This is a genomic window from bacterium, from assembly GCA_040754625.1.
Taxonomy (GTDB): domain Bacteria; phylum JACRDZ01; class JAQUKH01; order JAQUKH01; family JAQUKH01; genus JAQUKH01.
In genome coordinates this window covers 1-24263 of the sequence record JBFMCF010000033.1, presented here as the reverse complement: position 1 = coordinate 24263, position 24263 = coordinate 1, and the positions used below count along the sequence as shown (strand labels likewise).

Here is a 24263-nt window from a genome sequence, read left to right as displayed (position 1 = left end):
CAGGTTCTAAACCTGCCCATTTTACATGAGATGGAAAAAGAACGCATTATTGATCTTTTTGAAGAGATATCGCTTTTATTTTTATTAATAACCCTTCCTTTTATCGGAATCCAGTCGGTAAGAGGTTTTATTCTTCCTTATAATCTGCTTTTTTTTCTTGGTGTTTTTATTTTTTTTGCGCTCCAGGCGTATTCCAATAATAAAAAAACAGGTGGTTTTTTAACGTTTGGAGAGGCCCTGCTTTTTCTTTTTTTCTCTGCCTGTTTCATATCCTTTTTTTTTAGTAAATATCCTTATGGCAGCAAGGTTGAATTTTCACAAATTACAGCCTATGTATGCCTGGCATTTGCTTTAGCCGGGAAGGGAAAAGATGCGCCCTTTCAGAAGATGTTTTGGCTTTTACTGGCACTTGGTTTTCTCGAATCAATTTACAGCATTTTTCAGGTGTTCGGAATTGATGTTTTCATCTGGAGTGTTAATTTCAGGTCACGGGGATTCGGCACACTGGTTAATCCCAACCATTTAGCAGGGTACCTCGTATTGATTTTTCCCCTGAGTATTTACTTTTTTTGCTCGGGCGGTCTAAATATAATTAAGTCTGTTTCCGGTATATTTTTGGTTTTTATTGTGACAGGCATTGTTATTTCATCATCCCAGGGGGGTATCCTCGCGTTTGGATTATCTTGTGCATCTTTTTTGTTTTTTTTAATAAAAAAAAATATTCTTAAAACAGAAGACAAGATATATCTTATTATTATAACTTTTGTAATTATTATTTTGAATATTTCATTTTATAATTTTACACGCAATAAACAAGAAACTTTGCCTGGCAGGGTCTCTCAAATAATTGAGGAAGGAAATCCGTCTGTTAAAGGGAGATTATTAAACTGGTATGGGACACTGCGGATGATTGAGGCAAAACCTTTTTTAGGATGGGGGCCGGGGACATATAAAGATGTTTTCATTAAATACAGGCCTTTGGAATTCAACAAATTGGAACCTTCTGAACATCCCAGGCTTTATGCCCACAATGATTTTCTGCAGATGATTTCTGAAACGGGAATATTAAGCTTCTGTTTTTTTTCACTTCTTATAATAGTTTTTTTTAAAAATACAACCAAAATATTAAAGGAAAATGACCCGCTGTTTTATTTAACATTAAATTGTATTTTAATCGCCGGGCTTGCCGCCGGCTTTTTTAACACATCTTTTATTTTTCATTATTTTATTATGCCTTCCGCAAGTTTATTTTGGATGGTACTGGGTCTGGGATTAAGAGAAAATAGTTCAGAGGGTTTTTCCGGTTTAAAAATAAAAAGGGCCGTGGTGTATGTTGTTCTTTTACTGTTTTTGTCCTGGGGTATGTTTTTCCAAATCAAAGTCTATCGCGGAAACACCTGGAATTTAAAGGCTGACAGGTTTTCCGGCATGGGACTGCCTGACGACGCAGTGAATAATTTACGGCGGGCAACTTATATTGATGAGGAAAATGATATTTACAGGTATTCTCTTTCAATGCGGTATTTTTCAAGCTTTTTAAAAACAAGGAGCGATGATTATTTGTGGCTTGCAAAAGAGGAAATGCAAAAAGCAGCAGAGTTGAACCCCTTTTCCGCTGTTTACCGCTACCAGATGGCGTTAATCTATCTTAATGAAGACCCGGCGGGTTTAGAAAAAGAAATTGATAAAGAGCTTGATAAAGTTACAGATTTGAATCCATCCCATATTATGGCCTATCTTTTAAAGGCTGAACAGGCAGAAATAAAACAAGACATAAACCGTGCCGCAGGGATTTATAAACAGGTTTATGAAATGGAACAGGGGGACAGAAACAGCGAATTTTATTCCCGGCTTTCAAAAGAAAGCGAAAATAACAATCCTAATATTTTAGAAATTTACAATTTGATGTACAAATTTTATTATGAAAAGAAAAAATTGCAAAAAAGCGCATATTTTTATGAAAAATTAATCAGTTGTCTTCCGGAAAGAGGAGAGGCCTTTAATAACCTTGGGGTTTTATACCTTGAAATGAAAGACTTTAAAAAAGCAGAAGGGTTTTTCAACAAGGCAATTTCTCTTGAACCGGAAAATGTTGAATTTCACAGGAATTTAGCTTATACTTATAAAATTAATAATGAATTGGATAAATATGATTTAAAAATGGAAGAAATTGACAGGATAAGGAATAAAAAAGGGGAAAAAAAATGATACAAGAAGCAATAAAGAAGGTGGTAGAAAAAAATAATTTGTCCAGGCATGAAATAACTGAGGTGATGCGGGAAATAATGACAGGGAGTGCCACCCCTGCCCAGATAGCATGTTTTATTACCGCGCTCAGGTTAAAGGGTGAAACTGTGGATGAAATAACCGGTTGCGCGGAGGTAATGCGTGATGTCGCGAAAAAAATAAGTGTTAACTCAAAAACAATAGTGGATACCTGCGGTACAGGCGGGGATGGGATGCAAACTTTTAATATATCAACTACTGCGGCCTTTGTTGTTGCGGGCGCGGGGCTTTCGGTTGCCAAGCACGGCAACCGTTCGGTTTCAAGCAAAAGCGGGAGCGCGGATGTCCTTTTGGAATTAGGAATAAATATCGAAGCGGATGCCTTATGTGTGGAAGATTGTTTGAATTCTGTGGGGATTGGTTTCCTTTTTGCGCCGCTTTTTCATCCGGCAATGAAATTCGCGATAGGGCCGCGCAGGGAGATAGGTATACGCACGGTATTTAATATTTTGGGGCCCTTGACTAACCCGGCCGGTGCGGGTTTTCAGGTTCTTGGCGTTTATGATGAAAAATTAACGGAGGTTATGGCTGATGTCCTTGGAAAATTGGGTGCAAGCCGGGTGTTTGTTGTGCATGGGGAGGACGGGATGGATGAAATAACAACTACCGGAAAGACCAAAGTCTCGGAATTGAAAAATGGAAAAGTAACAACCTATTTTGTTACGCCTGAAGATTTTGGATTGAAAAGGGCGGCATTGAGTGATTTAAAAGGAGGAACAGCAAAAGAGAATGCGGAGATTTTGTTGAGTGTTTTAAAGGGTGAAAAAGGCCCCCGCCGCGATATAGTCTTATTAAATGCGGCGTTTGCGGTTACCGCCGGCGGCACGTCGAAAGATATCAAAGAAGGCATAAAAATTGCCGCGGAAAGTATTGACTCCGGCAAGGCGCTAACTAAACTTGAAAGTTTGAGAGAAAAAAGCCATAAGAAATAATATGTTTTTAGATAAAATTTTACAGCAGAGAAAGATTGAATTAGACAGAGAAAAACTTGAACTTCCTCTTGAAATCTTAAAGAAAAACCTGGATTCTTTTCCTGTCAGGGATTTCAAAAAGGCCATCAGCGCAAAAGGCAGAACAAATATAGTCGCGGAGATAAAAAAAGCGTCTCCTTCGCGCGGGATAATAATACAATCTGATTTTTATCCTGATGAAATCGCAAAAATTTATGAAAAAAATAACGCGTCTGCAATATCGGTCCTGACCGAACGCGACTTTTTTAAGGGTGAGATTGATTTCATTCCTTTGGTAAAAAAAAATACGAATATCCCGGTTCTCCGCAAAGATTTTATTGTCGATGAATACCAGATTTACCAGTCCAGGGTTTACGGGGCCGATGCTGTCCTGCTTATTGCAAGGATCCTGACTCCGCCGGTCCTTCAAAGATTTTTAAATTTAGCCGGGGATTTATGTTTAGACTGCCTTGTTGAAATTCATAATGCGGAGGAATTAAAAATTGCTGAAGATTCAGGCGCGGATATTATTGGAATAAATAACCGTGACCTTGATACCTTTAAAATAGATTTGAATACTACTTTAAAACTGGCCCCTTTGATAAAAGAAAAAGTGGTTGTAAGCGAAAGCGGAATTAAGACAAAAGATAATATTACCATGCTGAAACGTGCGGGAGTAAATGCCTTTTTAATCGGAGAGGCATTGATGGAAAGCAATGATATAGGAGCTAAAATTAAAAGTTTTTTATAGATTATGATTAAAACAATGAACCCCGCCCTTCCTAAAAATAAAATTAGAAAGAACGGGGAACATAAAAAATGATCAGTGTCTTATTGACACTAAAAAAGAAAGGAAGGGCGGGGTGAAATTTTCACAGCCGGATGGACCATTTTGCCAGAGTTGCGGAATGCCTCTTGAAGGGGTTGATGATTATGGAACTGATACAGACGGCAGTAAAAATAATGAATACTGTTGTTACTGTTTTCAAAAAGGGAAATTTATAGAGCCAAATATCAGCATGGATGAAATGATAGAAAAGGTCACTAAATATATGGTTGCGCAAATGAAGATGATGGAGTTTCAGGCGGAAAAGACGGTAGAAAAGTTTATCCCGAAACTTAAGAGATGGCAGGGAAAATAGTGAACCCAGCCCTTCCTAAAACAAAAGAAAGAATTAGATAGAGGTAGCAATTAGTTTTTATTGCAGATGGAATAATTAGGTTAAAAAAGGAAGGGCTGGGTGAATAAACTTGCTTTTTGGCCTGGATTTTGGTATAAGATATAAAAATATAAGGAGAGGTGGCCGAGTGGTCGAAGGCGGCTGCCTGCTAAGCAGTTGTACCCCCCAAAGGGGTACCCCGGGTTCAAATCCCGGCCTCTCCGCCAAAATTTGCGAATGCAAATTTTGGCAGAGCAATCGAGAATCGAAAATCGAAATTTGACCGCAGGAAAGATTCTCGATTGCGGTCTATTTTCGATTATCAATTTTCAAAATCATGGCATTCATATTCGAAAAACTTGATGTATATAGAAAAGCTGTAGATTTCGCTGATAAAATTTGCGAATTGACGAAAGATTTTGTGAAAGGGAATTATTATCTCGCTGATCAACTTAACAGAGCTTCGTTATCGATTTCGACTAACATAGCAGAAGGTAATGGCAGATATCATAAAGCGGACAGAATAAATTTCTTTAGAATAGCCCGTGGTTCAGCGTTTGAATGCGTTCCTATTTTAGAGATATGTAAGAGAAAGAAACTGATTTCAGACGAAGCGAATGAGTCGCTAAAGAATGAAGTCGAAGATATTTCCAGGATGTTATCCGGCTTAATGAACGTGTAACTATGCGCCTGTAGCTCAGATGGATAGAGCATCAGATTGCGGATCTGGTGGCCGCCCGTTCGAATCGGGCCAGGCGCACCAGTTTTTCTGCCACAGGCAGAAAAACTGAGCAATCGAAAATAGAGAATCGAGATTTGATCAGAGAGATTCTCGATTGCGGTCAAATTTCGATTCTCGATTTTCAGAAATTAGTGTAGTTGTACTTTGTATTTCCCAAAATGCAAAAAAGACACACAAATTACAGTTATATAATAATGGGAAAAACTTATGTTTTTCCCATTGTTATTTCTGACAAATGATTAATTATTAGGAGAGATGTCCGAGTGGTTGAAGGAGCCGGTCTCGAAAACCGGTAGGCTCGCAAGGGCCTCCTGGGTTCAAATCCCAGTCTCTCCGCCAGTCCGCCTTAGGCGGACAGAGCAATCGAAAATAGAAAATCGAGATTTGATCAGAGAGATTCTCGATTTTTAAAAGAAAAAAAGTTGGGATTTGAACGGGAAAACAAAAAACTTCGCTGGCTCATTTGACTTGTTTTTTCGATATTTATGTTTTAAAATAAAAAAGTAAATGATATAATTAAACGTGCTGGCCGGTAATTAATTCAGAAAGTTATATACAGCATATGATAACTATCCTGAATGTGTCAAAATAATATTTTGCAGGGCATAATGAACGGATATGTTATGAATAATGAAAGTGCTGATAATTTTATCCTTGGCTGCAGGTTGTTTTCCAAAATTGCATGTGTCATAATTGCCTTCAGCGGCATAGTAGTAATTACCGGCTGGATATTTGATATTCCGCTGCTTAAAAGCGGATACCCGGGATTAGTGGAAATGAAGGCCAATACAGCGGTCAGTTTCCTGCTTATTGGTATATCATTATGGTTTTTGCAGACAAAAATGCCGGTGGTCCAGTCAAAAAATAAACGCCTTTTTGCTCAAATATGTGCCGCTATTGTCACCTTGACAGGATTAATCACGCTTATTGAATATATATTTAAATATGACATTGGGATAGACCAGCTTTTATTCAGGGAACCGCCGGGAGCTGTCGGAACGTCTCATCCCGGCCGCATGGCGCCTAATACGGCAGTAAATTTCTTTCTTATCGGTCTTAGTCTGTTACTGCTGGATATAGAGACGAAAAAGGGTTATCGTCCCAGCCAGTTATTTATTCTTATCGAAGGTGTTATTTCTTTGCAGTCGCTTGTCGGTTATGCCTATGGACTAAGAATTTTTTACGGCCCTGTTGTTAACTGGACAGTAATGGCGGTAAATACATCATTGCTGTTTAATCTTATTTTTGTCACTGTTCTTTTGAGCCGTCCGGAATCCGGCCTGATGTTTTTGGTTTCGAGTAAAACCCTGGGCGGTGTGATGCTCAGGCGGCTGCTTCTTCCTGCAATTTCCATTTTATTGATACTTGGCTGGTTATCGATAATGGGAGAACGGCTTGGACTCTATAATTCTCTTTTTGGGGTATCATTTTTTACAGTAATAAAAGTCATTATTTTTGTGGTTCTTATCTGGTTTACCTCTCTTATTTTGCATCGCTCGGATATTCAGCGTAAATACGCGGAAGAGGAGGCACAAATTGCCAGGAGATTAGCTGATAATGCGAATAAATCCAAGTCCGACTTTTTGGCGAACATGTCGCACGAATTAAGAACCCCGCTAAACTCTATAATTGGTTTTGCTGAAGTTTTACAGGATGAACTTTTTGGTAAATTGAATGAAAAGCAGAAACAATATATGGATAATATTAACACAAGCGGCAAACATTTATTAAGCCTGATTAATGATATACTTGACCTTTCAAAGATAGAATCAGGTAAAATGGAAATGGATTTAGAAGACGTATTTTTAAAAAGAAATATACTTGAACCGTCCCTGCTGATGTTCCGGGAAAAAGCCGTAAAGCATAATATTACCCTTGCTCTCGAAACCCTCTTTCATGAAGATATCCGGGTAAAAGCTGATTTGAAGAAATTAAAGCAGGTGATGTATAATCTTCTGAGCAATGCGTTGAAATTTACACCTGACGGCGGGAAAATAAATGTGGCTGCAAAAATAAAGCAGGATGAAATAGAGATTTCAGTAGAAGATACAGGTATTGGAATAAAACCCGGGGACATACATAAACTCTTTAAAACATTTTCCCAGATTGAATCCGTGGATTCAAAAAACCACGAGGGCACAGGTTTAGGCCTCGCAATAAGCAAGAGATTGGTTGATGCCCATGGCGGAAAAATCCGGGTGGAGAGTGAATTTGGCAAAGGCTCAAGATTTATTATTAATATACCGATTCGGGATTTAGATACAAAGGCGTAAGTCTAGAATTTTAAAGATGAAAATAAATGGTATGGTTTTGAGGGTGAGAAAGAGGTGTTAAAAAAATGAAAATTCTTATAGCCGATGATAATAAAAGTGACCTGGAGCTTTTAGAGGCCATACTGGAACCGCATGGTTATGAAATCCTGAAATGCTTTGACGGCGGATCTGTTTTGGATATTTTAAAAAGAGAAAAAGTGGATTTGGTCATATCCGATGTAATAATGCCTGGGATATCGGGGTTTGACATGGTAAAAAAGATTAAAGAGGAATACGAAATCCCGGTTGTGCTTTTAACATCCCTGGGGGAAGAAGAAGATATTATCAGGGGATTTAAAAGTGGTGCGGATGAATTTTTAACCAAGCCGATTTTAAAAGAGGAAATGTTATTGCGGATAAATAATTTGTTGAAGCTTAAAAAATACCAGAATTCACTTGAAAAAGAAGTGCTGAAACGGACTAATGAATTATGGGAGGTTTTAAAAGACCTGAAACAGTTGAATAAAGAAGTATTATCCCGGCTTTTATTGGCTTCAGAATATAGAGATGACGAGACCGGAAATCATGTTATTCGTGTGGGTAAATATAGTTATATTATAGCGGAAAATATGAATTTTGGAACAGAATTTGCTGAGTCTATGGAAATAGCGACTCCTATGCATGATATAGGTAAAATTGCTGTTCCCGACAGAATATTGTTAAAACCCGGCAAACTTACACCTGAAGAATTTGAGGTTATCAAGCAGCATTCTTTGATTGGCGCAAGTATCTTACAGGGCAGCAAATTCCCTTTAATTATGATGGCTTACGAAATTGCATTGACGCATCATGAAAAATGGAATGGTTTAGGCTATCCTCATGGGAAGAAAGAAAATGAAATTCCCGTATCGGGCAGGATTGCGGCATTGTCGGATATTTTAGACGCGCTGACTACCCAGAGGCCTTATAAACCCGCGTTCTCGTGGGAAAAGTCTGTCAGCATAATAAAAAGTGAAAGCGGAAAAACTTTTGATCCGCGGGTCGTAAATATTCTTTTTGAAAATATTGATGATATGTATTCCGTTTATAATGAATTCAGATATTCAAAAGGGAAAAGGGGGGGATATAATGGCAAAAAAGATTTTGATTATAGAAGATAACGAAAAGAACCGGCTGTTAATAAGCGATATATTGAAATTTCATGGTTATGAAATATTGGAGTCGAAGGACGGGGAAAAGGGAATAAAGATGGCGGGTGAGAATAAACCTGATTTAATACTTTTAGATATACAAATGCCTGTTATGAATGGTTTTTCCGTTGTAAAAGAGCTCAAAAACCGCCCTGAGTTAAGGACCATAAAAATTATTGCAGTAACAAGTTTTGCGATGAAAGGTGATAGAGAAAAAATTCTCCAGATGGGAGCAGATGATTATATTTCCAAACCAATAGATACAAGACAATTGCCGGAATTAGTAAAAAAATATATCGGCGGGGCATAGTGCTCTGTTATTTATTACCATCCTCCAAATTCTTAAAAACGGTTTTTCTTGAAAAAGGGACAATATTCTAGTATACTTAATTACCTTAAAACCAAATTCCATGTATTACATCGTGACTTATATAATATTAACAGAAGATTAAGGGATTATTTTTGAATAATATTTGGATTTATACCATACTTAGTGTTTCAACTGTCAGTTTAATATCTTTGCTGGGTATTATTTTTGTTTTTGTTAATACGGAAAAATTAAAGCTGATACTGCTTTTTTTAGTAAGCTTTTCTGTGGGCGGATTGTTCGGCGATGCCTTGATCCATCTCGTCCCCGAATCATTCAGGAACAGCAGCAACAATTTGCTGGTTTCAATTTTTATTATTCTCGGGATTTTAATATTTTTCGTTCTGGAAAAATTTTTTTCATGGAGACACTGTCACTTGCCGACTTCTGAACATCATCCCCATCCCATCGCGATGATGAATATTATCGGTGACGGCCTGCATAATCTGATTGACGGAATGATGATAGGCGCGGGTTATCTGGTCAGCCCTTCAATAGGTTTTAGCACGACTCTGGCGGTTATTATTCATGAAATACCGCAGGAGATAGGTGATTATAGTATCTTGATTTACGGCGGATACTCCAGAAAGAAGGCAATGCTCGCTAATTTTTTATCAGCTTCGGTGGCTGTTTTAGGAGCGATAATTTCTCTTGTCATCGGCCCGAAAGTTGAAGCGTATTCGGCCTTATTGATGCCTTTGACTGCAGGCGGATTTATTTATTTGGCAGGTTCGGATTTAATCCCTGAATTGCATAAAGAAACTGAATTAAAACGTTCTATTTGGCAGTTTATCGGTATAGTTTTGGGCGTTGGCATTATGGTACTATTGCTGGTTATTGGTGAGTAGTATTTAGTGAATAGGAAAAATTTTACTTTTTTTTGCGCCTGTAGCTCAGCTGGATAGAGCGGCAGACTTCGAATCTGAAGGTAGCCCGTTCGAATCGGGCCAGGCGCACCAGTCCCGATGTAACATCGGGACAGAGCAATCGAAAATAGAGAATCGAGATTTGACAGGAAAGTTAAAGATTGCGGTCTCTTTTCGATTTTCTATTTTCAATGGAACATTAAAAAAATCAAATTATGTTAAAAAGTAAAATCGATTTTAATAAATACTGGTCTCCTGTATTTGACACTATGTCGGAATTTGTATATCTTTTGGACAAAGATTTTAATGTAATAAAAGTCAATAAAGCTGTTGTTGATTTTACAAGAAAAAAGGAAAGTTCATTAACAGGCAGAAAATGTTATAAGGCCATATACGGAGTAAATACGCCCATTGCCAAAGATTGTCCGTATAAAAGAATGCTTAAAAGCAGGAAATTTGAAACACTGGAGTTATTTATTCCAGGTAAGGGGAAGTGGCTTAATATAAGAACAAACCCGGTTTTTGATGAAAAAAATGATTTAATCGGGGGTATAACCTTTTCGGAAGATATAACAGAACACAAGAAAATAGAAGAAGAAAGAGAAAAATTGCTAAAAGCGGTTGAACATGCAAGAGAAGCTGTATCTATTACTTCGCTGGAAGATGTTTTCAGAATAATATATACGAATAACGCTTTTGATAAACTGTTTGGATGTAAAAAGGGCGAGTTGATAGGAAAGGATGTGACCCTGCTTAACGCGGTATCAAAAAGGGATGAATTAACCAGGGAGATAACGACTGCCCTTATGAAAGAAGGATTATGGGAAGGGGAGATCCCGAATATAAAAAAGAACGGCACAGAATTTTTATCTTTTGTAACAATAAGTACAATTAAAGATAACAGAGGTAAAATAACAGGCTCAATTGCGACACAGCATGATATCACCGGGCGGAAAAAAGCCGAGGACGCTTTAAGAAAATCGGAGGAAGAATTCCGGATAACATTTGAAAACGCAAAGGACGCCATTTTCTGGGCTGATTTTGAAACCGGGAGAATAGCGCATAAAAAGAAGAAAAAACGAAAAGTTTCATTGGTATCCGTGATTAATGAAATATTAAAAGGATTAACTTACCTTATATCGGGGAAAAATCTCCAGGTTAATATAGATGTTCCGGAAAACGCAAAAAATGTTATAATAGACAGAAAATACGCTTTGATTTTAATGAGTAATCTTTTGGATAATGCTGTAAAATTTACTGACAAAGGCAGTATTTCAATAAAAAGCAGGTTGAAAGGAGGTGAAATTGAGATAACAGTAAAAGACACAGGTTGTGGAATAGACCACATAGATATAAAGAGGGTTTTTGATAAGTTTTATAAACGGCACCCTGCGGTTGAAGGCACGGGTTTAGGGCTTGCAATCTGTAAAGAAATTGTTAATATATATAAAGGAACAATAGAGGTTAAGTCAAAAGGCAAAAAGCAGGGGGCCAAAATAATAGTTAATTTGCCAAAGGGATAGAAAATGGAACAGATAGATTATATGAAATTCTGGTCGCCGGCATTTGACACAATGTCGGAATTTGTGTATCTTTTGGACAAAAACTTCACCATAATCAAAGCGAATAAGGCTATCTTGTCCGCAAAAAAGAAAGATGCGGCTTATTTCCAGGGCAGAAAATGTTATGAAATTATTCATGAAACAGATGAACCGATAGAAGAATGCCCTCATAAAAGAATGCTTGAGAGTAAAAAATTTGAAATGTCCGAGGTCTTTATCCCCAGGCAGGAGAAATGGCTTTATATCAGGACGACGCCGCTTTTTGATGATAATAATAACCTTGTGGGGGCAATTCATTTATCAGCGGATATTACAAAACAGAAAAATGTTGTACAGGCTTTAAAAAAGAGCGAAAATGATAAATTGCTCATTTTAGATAATATGGTGGACCTGGTGGCTTACCAGGATACAAAAAATAGAATTTTATGGGCTAATAAAGCGACATGCATATCTTTTGGCTATACACAGGATGAATTGAAGGGTAAAATTTGTTACGAGGCTTTTCATAAGTTGGATAAGCCGTGTCAAAATTGCCCGGTGACAGAGGCGGTAAAAACCGGACGGTTTAGAGAAAGGGAAATGTTTGCTCCTGACGGCAGGGAATGGCTGATTAGAGGGATCCCCATAAAAGATGAAAAAGAAAAAGTCAAGGGTGTTCTTGATATTGCGCTGGATATCACCCGGCGCAAGAAGGCGGAAAGGGCCTTGAGGGAATCGGAAGAAAAGTTCCGGAACCTGACAGAACAATTACCTAACCAGATATTTATAAATAAAAAAGGGAAAATAGTTTATATTAATAAAATATGTGAAAAAATCATGGGGTATAGCAGAGAAGAATTTTATTCTCCTGGTTTTGATTTTAGAAAATTAATCGCGCCGGAATCCAGGGAACTTGTGGAAAAGGCGTTTATAAGGCATATGAAAGGTTATAATGTTCCGCCTTATGAATATTCTTTAATTACAAAGGAAGGCAAAAGAATTGAAGCAATATTGGCAACAAAATTAATAACCTATGAAAGAGAAAAGGCCATACTCGGCATTATGACAGACATCACGGAACGTAAACAGATAGAACATATAAAAAACACTTTAATCCGCGATATTTCCCATGATTTAAAAACACCGGTTGCCATAGCAGAAATGGCCGTGGATGTGTTTAAAGCGGGACTGGAATTTAATAAGATTGACCAGATTAAAAAAGCATACCGTATAATTTCGGAAAATCTTAAAAAATTACATAAAGATATTGATAATATCCTGGAACTATTTGCGCTTGAAACAAAAGACAATAAGATTTTAAAAAAAAGAAAGACTAAAGTTTCTTTAAAATCTGTTTTCGATAATATTATTAAAAGGAGCAGGTATCTTCTTGATAAGAAAAAGATCGGGCTTGAGATAAATATACCTCAATACGCCAATTTTGTCCGGGCGGAAAAAAATGATATATCGGTTATAATGCAGAATATTATAGATAACGCGATAAAATTTACGAATAAAGGCGGAATCTTCGTCTCAGGCAGGATTGTAAAGGATTATATAGAAATAAGTATAAAAGATACGGGATGCGGCATAGAGGCAAAGGACATATCCCGGGTGTTTGATAAATTTTACAAGCGCCACGCGGCTGTTGAAGGTTCAGGATTGGGGCTTACAATATGCAGGGAACTTGTTGAAATAAATAAGGGACAGATTGAAATTGAATCAAAAGGCAGGAACCATGGGACTACGGTAATAGTCAGATTGCCTAAAAATAAAAAAAACAATTGAGAAAAAAATATCTTACAGGAGGCGGTTATGACAAAAAACAACATAAGAAACATTTTGATTATTGAAGATGACAAAGATATGCGGGAAATCTATGAGATTTTTTTCAATGACCAGAAAGATAAGTATAATTTTGATTTTGAAAGTAACGCGGAAGAGGCTTTAAAACAGTTGAAGGTGAAAAAATATGATTTAATAATACTGGATATTATCATGGAGCCCATGTCGGGTGACGCTTTTTTTATGCATGTCAGAAAAGAAGAGGATGAAAAGATTAAAAATATTCCAATACTCGTGGTAAGTGTTTTAAGCCCAAGCATCCTGAGGCAGTTGAAAAAGATAAATCATGTGGATTTTGCCCAGAAACCTGTCACAAAGGAACAGTTAATGGATAAAATTAAGGCGATTATAGGATAAAATTCGGAGAGGTGCGAGAGCGGTTTAATCGGCACGCCTGGAAAGTGTGTGACCTCCTAAAGGGGTCCCAGGGTTCAAATCCCTGCCTCTCCGCCATTTTTGCGAAGCAAAAATGGCGGAGAATCGAAAATCGAAAGTTGAGAATAGATTAGAACAAATCTTCGATTCGGTCAAATTTCGATTATCGATTTTCAGTTATTCAAATTTTAAAGGAGGAGAACATTTCATGAGAAAAATTGCTATGTTATTGGTGTTTGGGATTTTTTTAACAACCAATCTGATATCAGCAGAAGAAGGAGGTAAAGTGGAAAGTAAAGCCCAGGAAAAAACTATGGAGGTGGCAGTAATCCAGACAAAAAAAGGAAATATTATTTTTAAATTTTTCCCGGACGACGCGCCAAACACTGTTGATAACTTTAAGAAGCTTGCAAATAAGGGTTTTTACAATGGGCTAAAATTCCATAGAAGAGAACCCGGTTTTGTTATCCAGGGGGGAGACCCGAAAGGAAACGGGACAGGCGGGCCCGGCTATACTATTAAGGCTGAATTTAATATGAAGCCGCATCTTGAAGGAACAGTCGCGATGGCAAGAAGCAATGCCCCTGACAGCGCGGGCAGCCAATTTTATATATGTCTTGCGCCGGCGCCTTTTTTGGACGGCCAATATACAGTTTTCGGGCAGGTGATAGAGGGTATTGACGTTGTCCACAAAATCGCGGTTGGCGATGTTATGGAAAAAGTTACAATTGAGAAGAAATAAAATTTGTTTTAAATTTGTATTTTGTGTGTGTAATTTGTATTTTGGGAAAAATTTTCACTGATGTTTCCGATACAATTAATCTTACTTTGAACAAATTACAAAATGCAAATTACTAATTACACAAAATTTTTGAGAAGCAAAAATTTTTGGCGGCGCCTGGAAAAGGCGATAAAATATTTATGAACCTCGCCAGGTCCGGAAGGAAGCAGCGATAAATAGAGATTTTATGTGTTTTGACCTTGCGCCGCCATGCACCATATAAGGTGCATGGCAATGCCATTTTGTGTAGGGGCGATTCGGTGAATCGCCCTATTTGGGCGAGCCAACGGCTCGCCCCTACATTAATTATTGGAGCGACATGTCATACATAGTACTTGCCCGGCGATACCGGCCGCAGAATTTTGATGAATTAATCGGCCAAAACCATGTCGCGCTTACTTTAAAAAACGCATTGGCTTTGAATAGAATCGCGCACGCTTATCTTTTTTCAGGGCCGCGGGGAGTCGGGAAGACAAGCGCGGCAAGAATTTTAGCAAAAGCGCTTGATTGTGAAAAAAGAAAAGATTATTCCCCTTGTAATACCTGCATAAGCTGTGAAGAAATTACCAGGGGTGTCTCGATGGATGTTATTGAAATTGACGGCGCTTCAAACCGTGGTATAGATGAAATCAGGAATTTAAGGGAAAATGTTAAATTCGCGCCTGTCAGCGGGAAATACAGGATTTATATAATTGATGAAGTCCATATGCTGACTAAAGAGGCTTTTAATGCCCTTTTAAAGACGCTGGAAGAACCGCCTCCCCATGTTATTTTTATTTTTGCGACAACTGAACCCTACAAAGTCCCTTTAACAATTCTTTCCCGGTGCCAGAGATTTGATTTCCGGAGGGTAAATGTGCCTGAAATTGTCAAACATTTAAAATATATTGCAGAAAAGGAAGGCATGGATGTTGAAGAAGAAGCTTTTTATATGATTGCGCAGGCGTCAGAAGGGAGTATGCGTGACAGTCAAAGCCTTCTGGACCAGGCAGTGTCTTACAGCGGGAAAAAAATTACAAAAAAAGATGTCCAGGATTTTCTTGGGCTGACAGAAGAAAAGATTTTGGAGGAATTTTGTGAGATTATCGTTAAAAGAGACCCACCAGGCGCGTTGTTTTTTTTGAACCGGCTTTTGGGAAAAGGTTATGATCTGAACCAGTTTATTAAAACAATGCTTGATTATCTGAGGCACATCCTGGTGGTAATTATTGTCCCGGGCTCTGATACCGGTGTTCTGGCGGATTTGTCCCCTGCTCAAGTAAAAAATATTGCAAAATACCGCGACGCCTTTACAAAAGAAAGATTGCTGGAGATAATGAAAATTTTAAATGAAACAGAATTGGAAATCCGGCGTTCCAGTTACCCCAGAATTCTTATGGAAATGGCACTGGTGAAGATAACGCAGGCAGAAGGAGAGGTAAGGGTCAAGGGGCAAGAGGCGAAAAGCATAGGGCAGAGAGCAGAGGGTATGGAGCAAAGAGGGACCACCAGTTTCCAGTCACCAGTCAAGAGCAATGCAGGGGCAGGTCTTGTGCCTGCCCAAACTGCAGGGGCGGTTCATGAACCGTCCAAAAAGCAGGAGGATGAGCAAATCGTAAAGGGTAAGTCCCGGTTGATGGACAGCGAACAACGGATCACGGATCACGAGTCACAAACTGCGGATGTCAAGCCTCAATCCGGGGAAAAACGCCCCATTAAATCTTGCTGGAGAGAAATTGTGCATTTGGTAAAAGAAAAAAAGGTCATGCTCGGGAACTTACTGGATCATTGTGAAGTAGTGGATGAAAAAAACAATGAATTTAGTTTGGGCTTTTATCCTGATAATGTGTTTTACAAAGAACGTGTGGAGGAAAACAGCAACCTTAAATTTATATCTATGGCGGTTAATGAATTGACGGGAAAAAGTATGCAGATTAAATGTGTTGTCAGGGAAAACACAGGAAAGGCGAAAAAAGAAGAAAAAAAGGAAATGGATTTTTTAAGTGAACGAAAAATGATTTTATCAGACCCTGTTTTGAAATCGGCGTTAGACACTTTCGGCGGTGAGATTATTGAGATAAAAAAATCAAAACATAAAAAAGGGGTCCCGGATGAACCCGGCCCCTCATAAGTATATGGGAAGGATTGGGGTGAATCCAGCCCTTCCTAAAAAGTAAAAAAAAGAGTTAGGTGATAAAAATAATAAGTGTTTTATTAAAAAAAATATGTTAAGAAAGGAAGGGCTGGATGAATAAAATGGCATCGATGCTTGCGCAGGTTCAGAAAATGCAGTCCGATATGAAACGGATACAGAAAGAACTGGAAAATAAAACTGTGGAGGCTTCAAGCGGGGGCGGTATGGTAAAGGTAATATTTGATGGCAGGCAGCATCTCCGCCAGATAAAAATTGAACAGCAAGTCGTTAATCCGAACGATTTGGAAATGCTCGAGGATTTAGTTCTCGCGGCAATTAACGAAGGTTTAAAAAAATCGCAGGAGATGGTTTCTTCTGAAATGAGCAAGTTAACCGGGGGATTGAATATACCGGGACTGAACGGAATGATGTAGCCCCGCTCTGAATTGACAATTGAGCATTGACAATTAGCAATTGACAATTTTAATTGTAAAATAAATATAATTGTCAATTGTCAATAGCCAATTGTTAATTGCTAATGAAAGAAGGAGGGGTTGTATTTAAAATGAAACTTTATTCAGACAGTTTTGAAAGATTAATAAATGAATTGAATAAACTTCCGGGAGTCGGCCCGAAGACTGCCCAGCGCCTGGCATTTTTTATATTAAAGACGGAGAAAGACGAAGCTTATGCATTGGCAAATGCTATTCAGGAAGTAAAAAATAAAATTCATTATTGTTCGATTTGCAATAATCTGACAGAATTTGATGTTTGTAATATCTGCAGCGACCAAAACAGGGATACAAAAGTTATTTGCGTAGTAGAAGAGCCAAGTGATCTGATCGCGATTGAAAAAACAAGGGGGTTTCACGGAGTTTATCATATTTTACTGGGTAGAATTTCACCATTAGACGGGTTTGGCCCGGATGATATTAAAATTAACAGTTTAGTGGAAAAAGTTAAAAAAGGCGGGATTAAAGAGGTAATTCTTGCAATTAATCCTAATGTGGAAGGTGAGGCAACGGCCCTGTATATCGCGAAACAGTTAAGACCTTTTAATCTAAAAATAACGCGTTTGGCACATGGTCTTCCGATGGGTGCGGACCTTGAATATGCGGATGAGGTGACCCTCGTGAGGGCTATGGAGGGCAGGAGTGAAATAACTTGACATGATGTTGGGAAGTATAATATAATTATCATTTTAATTGACAATTGAGCATTGGGTATTGACAATTAACAATTAGTTTTACAATAAATGCTCAATAGTTAATGCTAAATTGTCAATTGTTAACAGGAGAAGTTTTATGTTAGAAATTCGTTGGCATGGGCGGGGCGGCCAGGGAGTAGTTACAGCGGCTAAACTTTTAGCTGAATCAGCAATTACAGGCGGCAAATATGTTCAGGCGAACCCTGAGTACGGCGCTGAACGAATGGGGGCGCCTATCAGGGCTTTTACACGCATTGATACTGTGCCCATTAATATACACAGCAATATAGAAAACCCTCAGGTAGTGGTAATTTTAGACCCTTCCCTGATTGGTACTATTGATGTGCTGGAAGGTCTGAAGGAAGACGGGATTATTATTATCAACACGCCTCATTCCCCTAAAGAAATGCGGGAAAAACTGAAATTACAGGGAAAAAAGATTTTTACTGTCGACGCAACGAAAATTTCCATCGAGACCATAAAAAAACCGATCCCTAACACCCCGATGGTCGGCGCGCTGGTCCGGGCGACAGGAACTTTAAATATAGAGGTTGTTGTGAAAGATTTCAAGGAAAAATATTCCAAGAAATTCCGCCCTGAGATAATCGAGGGAAATATTTTATCCATAAGACGGGCATACCAGGAGGTTAAAGGTGAGCAATAAGAAATGGAAGGAAATACCTATTGGCGGTTTGATTCTCGAGCCTGGTAATTCCGTTAAATATAAAACCGGTGGATGGCGTGTGTTCAGGCCGGTCCACGACCCTACAAAATGCTCTAATTGCCTTATCTGCTGGATATATTGTCCTGATTCATCGATTATTGTGAAAAACGGTAAGATTGAAAAGTTCGATTATGATCATTGTAAAGGATGCGGTATTTGTGCCAGAGAGTGTCCGCCTAAGATAAAGGCGATTAAGATGGTGAAAGAAGAGTAAGAAACTGAAGAACCAAAAACTGAAAAACTTAAGAACCGAAATCTTTATTGGTTTTTTTAGTTTTTTCGTTTTTAGTTTTTTTGGTTTAAAAAGATAGGAGATGAAATAATGCGCCAAGCAATGACGGGTAATGAAGCCGTGGCATACGCAATGAAACAAATAAATCCGGAAGTTGTGGCCGCGTACCCGATTACGCCTCAAACCGGTATAATGCAGAAATTCGCCGATTATGTGGCTAATGGACAGGTGGACACTGAGTTTCTCACGATGGACAGTGAACACAGCGCCATGAGCGCTACCATCGGGGCATCAGCCGCCGGTGTCCGGGCAATGACAGCAACTTCGTCAAACGGTCTTGCTTATATGTGGGAGATAGTTTATATCGCGGCGTCATACCGCCTGCCTATTGTTATGCCCGTGGTTAACAGGGCTTTATCAGGCCCGATAAATATTCATTGCGACCACAGCGATACGATGGGCTGCCGCGATTCCGGGTGGATACAGATTTTCAGCGAGAATTCGCAGGAAGCTTATGATAACGCGGTGCAGGCTTTAAGGATTGCGGAGCATCCCGATGTGATGCTCCCGGTAATGATTACGCTGGATGGTTTTATAATAAGCCACGCGCTGGAAACACTTTCGACTTACGAAGACGATAAGGTCAAAAAATTTATAGGGAATTACATTCCGAAACACCCTTTGATCAATCCTTCACAGCCCGTGACTTATGGCCCTCTTGATTTTTTTGATTATTATTTTGAACATAAAAGACAGCAGGCTGAGGGAATGGTTAACGCGAAAAAAGTCATCCAGGAAGTAGGCAGGGCTTTCGAAAAAGAATTTAACCGTTCTTATGGATTATTTGAAGAATACCGTATGGCGGACGCCGAGCTGGCTTTGATAGTTTTAGGTTCAACTGCCGGGACAGCTAAAGCGGTTGTGGATATGGTCAGGGAGAAGGGGTATAAGATAGGCCTTATTAAGATAAGATGTTTCCGGCCGTTTCCCGAGGAAGAACTGGCCGAGGCTTTAAAACGAATAAAGGTCCTTGCGGTAATGGACAGATCCCTGGGATTTAACGGAGTGGGCGGGCCTTTATTTAATGATGTCCGCGCGGCCCTTTTTGGAAGGAACGCGGAGATAAAAGTTGTAAATTATGTATATGGTTTGGGGGGCAGGGAAATAACCCCTAATGATATATGGAACATATGCAATAATATCAGGGATATTAACCTTACAGGGAAAGTGCAGAGTTCTGTGAATTATGTGGGAGTGAGGGAATAAATAAATTTAGCGGTTCAAACTGTTTAAACGGCTTAAACAAATTTTGGGAGAATTATGGCTTCTTTAAAAGAATTATCAGCCAGGGAAGAAATTGTAGCACCGGGGCATAGGTTATGCCCGGGCTGCGGCGCGGCGATTGTCAGCCGTATGGTCACGAAAGCGGCTAAAAATCCTTTGGTTGTGGCGTGTGCCACAGGGTGTCTGGAAGTTTCTACAACTATTTATCCTTATACATCGTGGAAATCTTCTTTCCTTCATGTCGCGTTTGAAAATTCCGCGGCTTCCCTGAGCGGGACTGAGGCCGCTTACCGCGCGTTAAAGAAAAAAGGAAAAATAAAGGAAGATATAAGGTTTATATCCTTTGGAGGCGATGGCGGGACTTATGATATTGGTTTCCAGAGCCTTTCCGGCGCGTTGGAACGCGGGCACAGAATGCTTGTGATTTGTTATGATAACGGAGCGTATATGAATACCGGGATTCAGCGTTCAAGCGCTACGCCGCGCGGCGCGGATACGACTACGTCGCCTGCGGGAAAAGAGGCCTATGGTAAAAAGGAATACCCGAAGGATTTAACAGCCTGTGTTGTGGCTCATGATATACCTTATGCCGCGCAGGCATCTCCCAGCCATTGGAATGACCTGATGAAAAAGGTTGAGAAAGCTTTAGAAGTAGACGGCCCTAGTTTTATTAACGTTCTATCCCCGTGCCCGCTTGGGTGGAGGTATCCTGGAGAGGAATCCATTGAACTCGCGAGGCTCGCGGTGGAAACAGGTTTCTGGCAGCTTTATGAAGTTGAAAACGGCGTGTATAAGATGAACTATAATCCTAAAGAAAGAAAGCCGATTAGAGAATGGCTGGAGAAACAGGGCAGGTTCCGCCATCTTTTTACTCCTGCGAATGAACATATTTTGCAGGAGCTGCAGGAATATGTGGATAAAAAATGGGACAGGCTTTTGAAACTGTGTTCTATTACTGAAGAAGCAAATAAAACAAAATAAATTTGAATATTTTATTAATTCTTATCCTGCCATTGGATAAGTATTAATAATTGTGTTAAAAAAATAATTCCTCGGTAGCTCAATGGTGGAGCATTCGGCTGTAAAAAAGTTGCAGCTTCCGCGAGAAATCGTGGTTGAAAAAGTGGGTGAATTCAGGAAAACCTGATTGCCGCCAAGGTGTAAGGTAATCCTGAGCGAAGTTCGCTGATGTGAGTCCGTAAGCGAAAACGTGCAGAGACTATCCCGCAAGGGAGTACTCCGATGGAAATCGGGGGAAGCGCCCACTCCCTAAACCCGCCCAAGGCGGACAAGGGAATGAGATAGTCCAAGCTTTGAAGAAATTCAAAGGATACTTGTAACCGAAGGGTTGCTGGTTCGAGCCCAGCCCGGGGAGCCACTTCGACTCGGCCTTCCGGCCTCGCTCAGTGCAAGCTAGAAGGCCGTTTCATTTTGATTCACAGGCTGTTTCGATTTCACTCACCACAAGCGAGGAGAAGTGTCCCGAGCGAAGTGGTTCGATTTTTCTCACCACAGTCGAGGGACAAAAATTATGTGGTTTGTTTATATTTTAGAATGTAAGAATAAATCTTTATATACAGGTGTAACTAATAATATAGAACGCCGTTTCAAAGAGCATCTTAATAAAAAAGCGCATTATACCAGCTATAATGCCCCTGTAAAACTCGCCTATAAAGAAACTTATCAAACCAGATCAAAAGCTCTGAAGCGTGAAGCACAGATCAAACGATGGACAAGAAGAAAGAAAATAGCATTGATTAATGGAGATTTATTTTTACTAAAGCGGCTATAAATTGAGGAACGTAATCGGTGTTTAATTTAGAATACATTTTAAGTTTTCATAAATTGAACGGATAATTTTAGCTTCATCTCCATTGATTATCAGCTTCTTATTTTCAGCTTTATAGCCAAAGGGCACAATCCCGCCGTTCCACATGCCTTTTTGGGCGCGCTCCAGCATTTTGTCTTTTGTTCTTTCGCTGGTAAGCTCTCTTTCAAATTGAGCAAACGTAAGCATAATATTACGGAGTAATCTCCCTGATGGTGTCGAAGTATCAAACCTTTCAGTAACCGAAATAAAATCTACACCGTGTTTATCAAATAATTCTATAAGCTGATAAAAATCCTTTGGCGAACGGGTTAGACGGTCAATTTTATAAGAGACAACAAGGTTGATTTTATTTTGTTTAATATCATTTAGCAATTCACTTAATGCCGGACGGTTAATATTAGCCCCTGTCCAACCCGCATCAGAATAGACTTTAAAAAGTTCCATATTTTCCTGGCTGGCAATAAAGGATTTGATTTTTGCTTCCTGAGCCTCGCAGGAATTAAATTCGACTTCGGCTTGATTATCTGTGCTCACTCTTGTATAAATTGCGCATTTTATTTTCGGTGATTTATCTTGCATAGTAACTCCTTTAAGATTAAAATATGCATATTAGGAAATCATATTCTATGTATTAGAATAATATGTATTGTAATATAAGTCGAGAGAATTTATGTATCTTAAAAATTTGGCAAAAATAAGGAAAGAAAAGAATCTAACCCAGGAAGGACTGGCAAGAAAAGCAAATATTTCTTATCATACGGTTATAAAATTGGAAAACGGTGGGATTAAAAACCCGAAAATTGAAACACTTATTAAAATAGCTAAAGTGTTCGATATATCTCTTGATAATTTAATAAAATGAAGACACAGTTTATAACTGGACTAATTTATAGTAAATGTTTATGGTTATAAGAAAAATATAAGATAATGAACCGATCAAAATATTATAATTATATTGAAGAAAAGCCAAACTGTACTTGCTGTAAGAATAAATTCCAGAGGTAAATTGAATATTTTGGATTTTCATATTCACTCTGAAAATTTTTATATGTATTTTTTTAACCAACTCTACAACTGGAATCTCAATAATTTAAATAGTAAGCTTCAAAATGTAGAAGCTATTGATTTGATTGATAATTCAAACAAAATTATTGTACAGGTTTCAGCTACTAATACAAAAGAAAAAATAGAAGCTGCAATAGAGAAAGAAATTATAAAAAGACATCCTGATTACAATTTTAAATTCATTTCAATTTCAAAAGACGCAAGCAATTTAAGGAACAAGACTTACAAAAATCCGCATAATGTTATTTTTAACCCTTTAAATGATATATTTGATACTACATCGATATTAAAATTTATTTCAACTTTAGAAATCAATAAGCAAAAAAATATTTATCGTTTAATCTATGAAGAATTGGGTAATGAAGTCAACGTTATTAAATTAGATTCAAACCTAGCCGCAATTATAAATATTTTATCGAAAGAAGATTGGATCAATCAAGATCAATGTAGCACAACGGACAGTTTTGAAATTGAGCGTAAGATTACCTATAATAATTTAAACAGTGCAAAATATATAATAGAAGATTATACAATTCATTATAACCGGCTTGATAAAAAATATGCAGAATTTGATACCCAAGGATTAAATAAAAGCAGTTCTGTATTAGCTAAAATAAAGCAGGAGTATTTAAAAGCAAAAAATACTTTTAAAGATGATGAATTATTTTTTGCCGTAATAGATAAAATCAAAGAAATAATAGAAAAAAGTGCAAATTTTGTTCAAATTCCTATTGATGAATTGGAACTTTGCGTAAATATTCTTGTTGTAGATGCATTTATTCGATGCAAAATTTTTGAAAATCCTAAGGATTATAATTATGTTACTACCTGATAATATACATCCAGAACACAGTGTTTACTACAATGGAGCATTTGTATTACAAGCCTTACAAAAACAAGCGACACAGAATCTTTTGGATTTATATCAAAATGTAAAACAAAATCGGGACATGACTTTTCCTGTTTTTATATTGTGCCTAGATTGGTTATTTTTATTAAATGTTGCTGTTTTAAATAAAAATGGAGATGTTGAATTATGTTCTTAAGGTTATTAACTATCTCAAGTGGGGGGCGAATAATTCGTGAAATTTATTTTAGAAAAGGTATTAATTTGATTATTGATGAAACACCGGATAGTAATGAAAGAGCAACTGGGAATAATGTAGGCAAGACAACCGTTTTAAAGTTGATAGATTTTTGTTTGGGAGCCGATCACAAAAGCATTTACATAGACCCTGAAACAAAGCGAAATGAATACAAATTAGTAAAAGATTTTCTTATAAATAATAAAGTATTGATTACACTTGTTCTTACAGATAACTTAGATATGGACTGCACCCCTAAAACTGTAATTATATGTTAGACTATTGATAGGACCTAAAGCCCAAAACGGGCAGAAAGGAACCTATCATGAAACCGAAACGAACCTTTACCAACGAATTTAAACGCCAA

26 protein-coding genes, 5 tRNA genes and 1 other RNA gene are annotated in these 24263 nt (G+C 38.2%); 31 read left to right on the top strand and 1 reads right to left on the bottom strand.

Annotated elements, in window-relative coordinates; genetic code table 11:
- The first annotated feature begins 30 nt into the window (after positions 1 to 30).
- The 27 genes from AB1498_02490 (at position 31) to AB1498_02360 (ending at position 21707) form a co-directional block, all read left to right on the top strand.
- The gene (locus AB1498_02490) at positions 31 to 2208 is read left to right on the top strand and encodes an O-antigen ligase family protein (protein ID MEW6087151.1); all 2178 of its coding nucleotides are present in this window, start codon (positions 31 to 33) and stop codon (positions 2206 to 2208) included.
- Positions 2205 to 3218, top strand: a complete 1014-nt coding sequence (gene trpD / locus AB1498_02485; protein ID MEW6087150.1) for an anthranilate phosphoribosyltransferase — start codon at positions 2205 to 2207, stop codon at positions 3216 to 3218. Before AB1498_02490 ends, trpD begins: the two co-directional genes overlap by 4 nt.
- A gap of 1 nt (position 3219) precedes the next feature.
- Positions 3220 to 3987, top strand: coding sequence for an indole-3-glycerol phosphate synthase TrpC (trpC, locus tag AB1498_02480; GenBank protein ID MEW6087149.1), 768 nt, complete (start codon positions 3220 to 3222; stop codon positions 3985 to 3987).
- A 112-nt stretch (positions 3988 to 4099) separates the two neighbouring features.
- On the top strand, positions 4100 to 4378 hold the full coding sequence (locus AB1498_02475; GenBank protein MEW6087148.1) for a zinc ribbon domain-containing protein: 279 nt from the start codon (positions 4100 to 4102) through the stop codon (positions 4376 to 4378).
- A gap of 152 nt (positions 4379 to 4530) precedes the next feature.
- Positions 4531 to 4623 (top strand) — tRNA-Ser (locus AB1498_02470).
- Positions 4624 to 4733: 110 nt separating this feature from the next.
- On the top strand, positions 4734 to 5078 hold the full coding sequence (locus AB1498_02465) for a four helix bundle protein (GenBank protein MEW6087147.1): 345 nt from the start codon (positions 4734 to 4736) through the stop codon (positions 5076 to 5078).
- Between the two features lie 4 nt (positions 5079 to 5082).
- Positions 5083 to 5159 (top strand) — tRNA-Arg (locus tag AB1498_02460).
- 228 nt (positions 5160 to 5387) lie between these two features.
- Positions 5388 to 5477: transfer RNA gene (locus tag AB1498_02455), tRNA-Ser, on the top strand.
- Positions 5478 to 5761: 284 nt separating this feature from the next.
- Entirely contained in the window at positions 5762 to 7411 is a 1650-nt protein-coding gene (locus AB1498_02450) for a HAMP domain-containing sensor histidine kinase (protein ID MEW6087146.1), read from the top strand.
- A 65-nt stretch (positions 7412 to 7476) separates the two neighbouring features.
- A complete protein-coding gene (locus AB1498_02445; GenBank protein MEW6087145.1) occupies positions 7477 to 8550 on the top strand; it encodes an HD domain-containing phosphohydrolase in 1074 nt (357 codons plus the stop codon).
- The gene (locus tag AB1498_02440) at positions 8519 to 8890 is read left to right on the top strand and encodes a response regulator (GenBank protein MEW6087144.1); all 372 of its coding nucleotides are present in this window, start codon (positions 8519 to 8521) and stop codon (positions 8888 to 8890) included. Before AB1498_02445 ends, AB1498_02440 begins: the two co-directional genes overlap by 32 nt.
- 152 nt (positions 8891 to 9042) lie before the next feature.
- Entirely contained in the window at positions 9043 to 9795 is a 753-nt protein-coding gene (locus AB1498_02435) for a ZIP family metal transporter (GenBank protein ID MEW6087143.1), read from the top strand.
- Positions 9796 to 9829: 34 nt separating this feature from the next.
- A tRNA-Arg gene (locus AB1498_02430) sits at positions 9830 to 9906 on the top strand.
- A 122-nt stretch (positions 9907 to 10028) separates the two neighbouring features.
- Positions 10029 to 11336: a PAS domain-containing sensor histidine kinase gene (locus AB1498_02425; protein MEW6087142.1), complete on the top strand. Its 1308-nt coding sequence runs from the start codon at positions 10029 to 10031 to the stop codon at positions 11334 to 11336.
- A 3-nt stretch (positions 11337 to 11339) separates the two neighbouring features.
- Positions 11340 to 13142 carry a PAS domain-containing sensor histidine kinase gene (locus AB1498_02420; protein ID MEW6087141.1) on the top strand — a complete coding sequence of 601 codons (1803 nt, stop codon included), beginning with the start codon at positions 11340 to 11342 and terminating at the stop codon, positions 13140 to 13142.
- Positions 13143 to 13169: 27 nt separating this feature from the next.
- Positions 13170 to 13556 (top strand): response regulator, encoded by a 387-nt coding sequence (locus AB1498_02415; protein ID MEW6087140.1) that lies wholly within the window; start codon positions 13170 to 13172, stop codon positions 13554 to 13556.
- Between the two features lie 5 nt (positions 13557 to 13561).
- A tRNA-Ser gene (locus tag AB1498_02410) sits at positions 13562 to 13652 on the top strand.
- Between the two features lie 130 nt (positions 13653 to 13782).
- Complete coding sequence (locus AB1498_02405) at positions 13783 to 14316, top strand: peptidylprolyl isomerase (GenBank protein ID MEW6087139.1); 534 nt, start codon at positions 13783 to 13785, stop codon at positions 14314 to 14316.
- A gap of 159 nt (positions 14317 to 14475) precedes the next feature.
- Positions 14476 to 14557: signal recognition particle sRNA small type (gene ffs, locus AB1498_02400), an RNA gene on the top strand.
- Positions 14558 to 14674: 117 nt separating this feature from the next.
- Positions 14675 to 16465: a DNA polymerase III subunit gamma/tau gene (gene dnaX, locus AB1498_02395; protein ID MEW6087138.1), complete on the top strand. Its 1791-nt coding sequence runs from the start codon at positions 14675 to 14677 to the stop codon at positions 16463 to 16465.
- 116 nt (positions 16466 to 16581) lie between these two features.
- The gene (locus AB1498_02390; protein ID MEW6087137.1) at positions 16582 to 16902 is read left to right on the top strand and encodes a YbaB/EbfC family nucleoid-associated protein; all 321 of its coding nucleotides are present in this window, start codon (positions 16582 to 16584) and stop codon (positions 16900 to 16902) included.
- 131 nt (positions 16903 to 17033) lie between these two features.
- Entirely contained in the window at positions 17034 to 17636 is a 603-nt protein-coding gene (recR, locus tag AB1498_02385; GenBank protein ID MEW6087136.1) for a recombination mediator RecR, read from the top strand.
- A gap of 136 nt (positions 17637 to 17772) precedes the next feature.
- Entirely contained in the window at positions 17773 to 18339 is a 567-nt protein-coding gene (locus tag AB1498_02380) for a 2-oxoacid:acceptor oxidoreductase family protein (protein ID MEW6087135.1), read from the top strand.
- The gene (locus AB1498_02375; GenBank protein ID MEW6087134.1) at positions 18329 to 18613 is read left to right on the top strand and encodes a 4Fe-4S binding protein; all 285 of its coding nucleotides are present in this window, start codon (positions 18329 to 18331) and stop codon (positions 18611 to 18613) included. Before AB1498_02380 ends, AB1498_02375 begins: the two co-directional genes overlap by 11 nt.
- A gap of 108 nt (positions 18614 to 18721) precedes the next feature.
- A complete protein-coding gene (locus AB1498_02370) occupies positions 18722 to 19897 on the top strand; it encodes a transketolase C-terminal domain-containing protein (GenBank protein ID MEW6087133.1) in 1176 nt (391 codons plus the stop codon).
- A gap of 54 nt (positions 19898 to 19951) precedes the next feature.
- Positions 19952 to 20896: a thiamine pyrophosphate-dependent enzyme gene (locus AB1498_02365; protein MEW6087132.1), complete on the top strand. Its 945-nt coding sequence runs from the start codon at positions 19952 to 19954 to the stop codon at positions 20894 to 20896.
- Positions 20897 to 21446: 550 nt separating this feature from the next.
- A complete protein-coding gene (locus AB1498_02360) occupies positions 21447 to 21707 on the top strand; it encodes a GIY-YIG nuclease family protein (protein ID MEW6087131.1) in 261 nt (86 codons plus the stop codon).
- 21 nt (positions 21708 to 21728) lie between these two features.
- On the opposite strand, the gene AB1498_02355 is transcribed toward AB1498_02360, so the two are convergent.
- The gene (locus AB1498_02355; GenBank protein ID MEW6087130.1) at positions 21729 to 22325 is read right to left on the bottom strand and encodes a recombinase family protein; all 597 of its coding nucleotides are present in this window, start codon (positions 22323 to 22325) and stop codon (positions 21729 to 21731) included.
- Between the two features lie 91 nt (positions 22326 to 22416).
- Between AB1498_02355 and AB1498_02350 the strand changes: the two genes are divergently transcribed.
- The 4 genes from AB1498_02350 (at position 22417) to AB1498_02335 (ending at position 24174) form a co-directional block, all read left to right on the top strand.
- The gene (locus tag AB1498_02350) at positions 22417 to 22608 is read left to right on the top strand and encodes a helix-turn-helix transcriptional regulator (GenBank protein MEW6087129.1); all 192 of its coding nucleotides are present in this window, start codon (positions 22417 to 22419) and stop codon (positions 22606 to 22608) included.
- A gap of 144 nt (positions 22609 to 22752) precedes the next feature.
- Positions 22753 to 23643: an ABC-three component system protein gene (locus AB1498_02345; protein ID MEW6087128.1), complete on the top strand. Its 891-nt coding sequence runs from the start codon at positions 22753 to 22755 to the stop codon at positions 23641 to 23643.
- Positions 23630 to 23857, top strand: coding sequence for an ABC-three component system middle component 6 (locus AB1498_02340; protein ID MEW6087127.1), 228 nt, complete (start codon positions 23630 to 23632; stop codon positions 23855 to 23857). Before AB1498_02345 ends, AB1498_02340 begins: the two co-directional genes overlap by 14 nt.
- On the top strand, positions 23848 to 24174 hold the full coding sequence (locus tag AB1498_02335; GenBank protein MEW6087126.1) for a hypothetical protein: 327 nt from the start codon (positions 23848 to 23850) through the stop codon (positions 24172 to 24174). The genes AB1498_02340 and AB1498_02335 overlap by 10 nt, the downstream gene beginning before the upstream one ends.
- Positions 24175 to 24263: the final 89 nt, after the last annotated feature.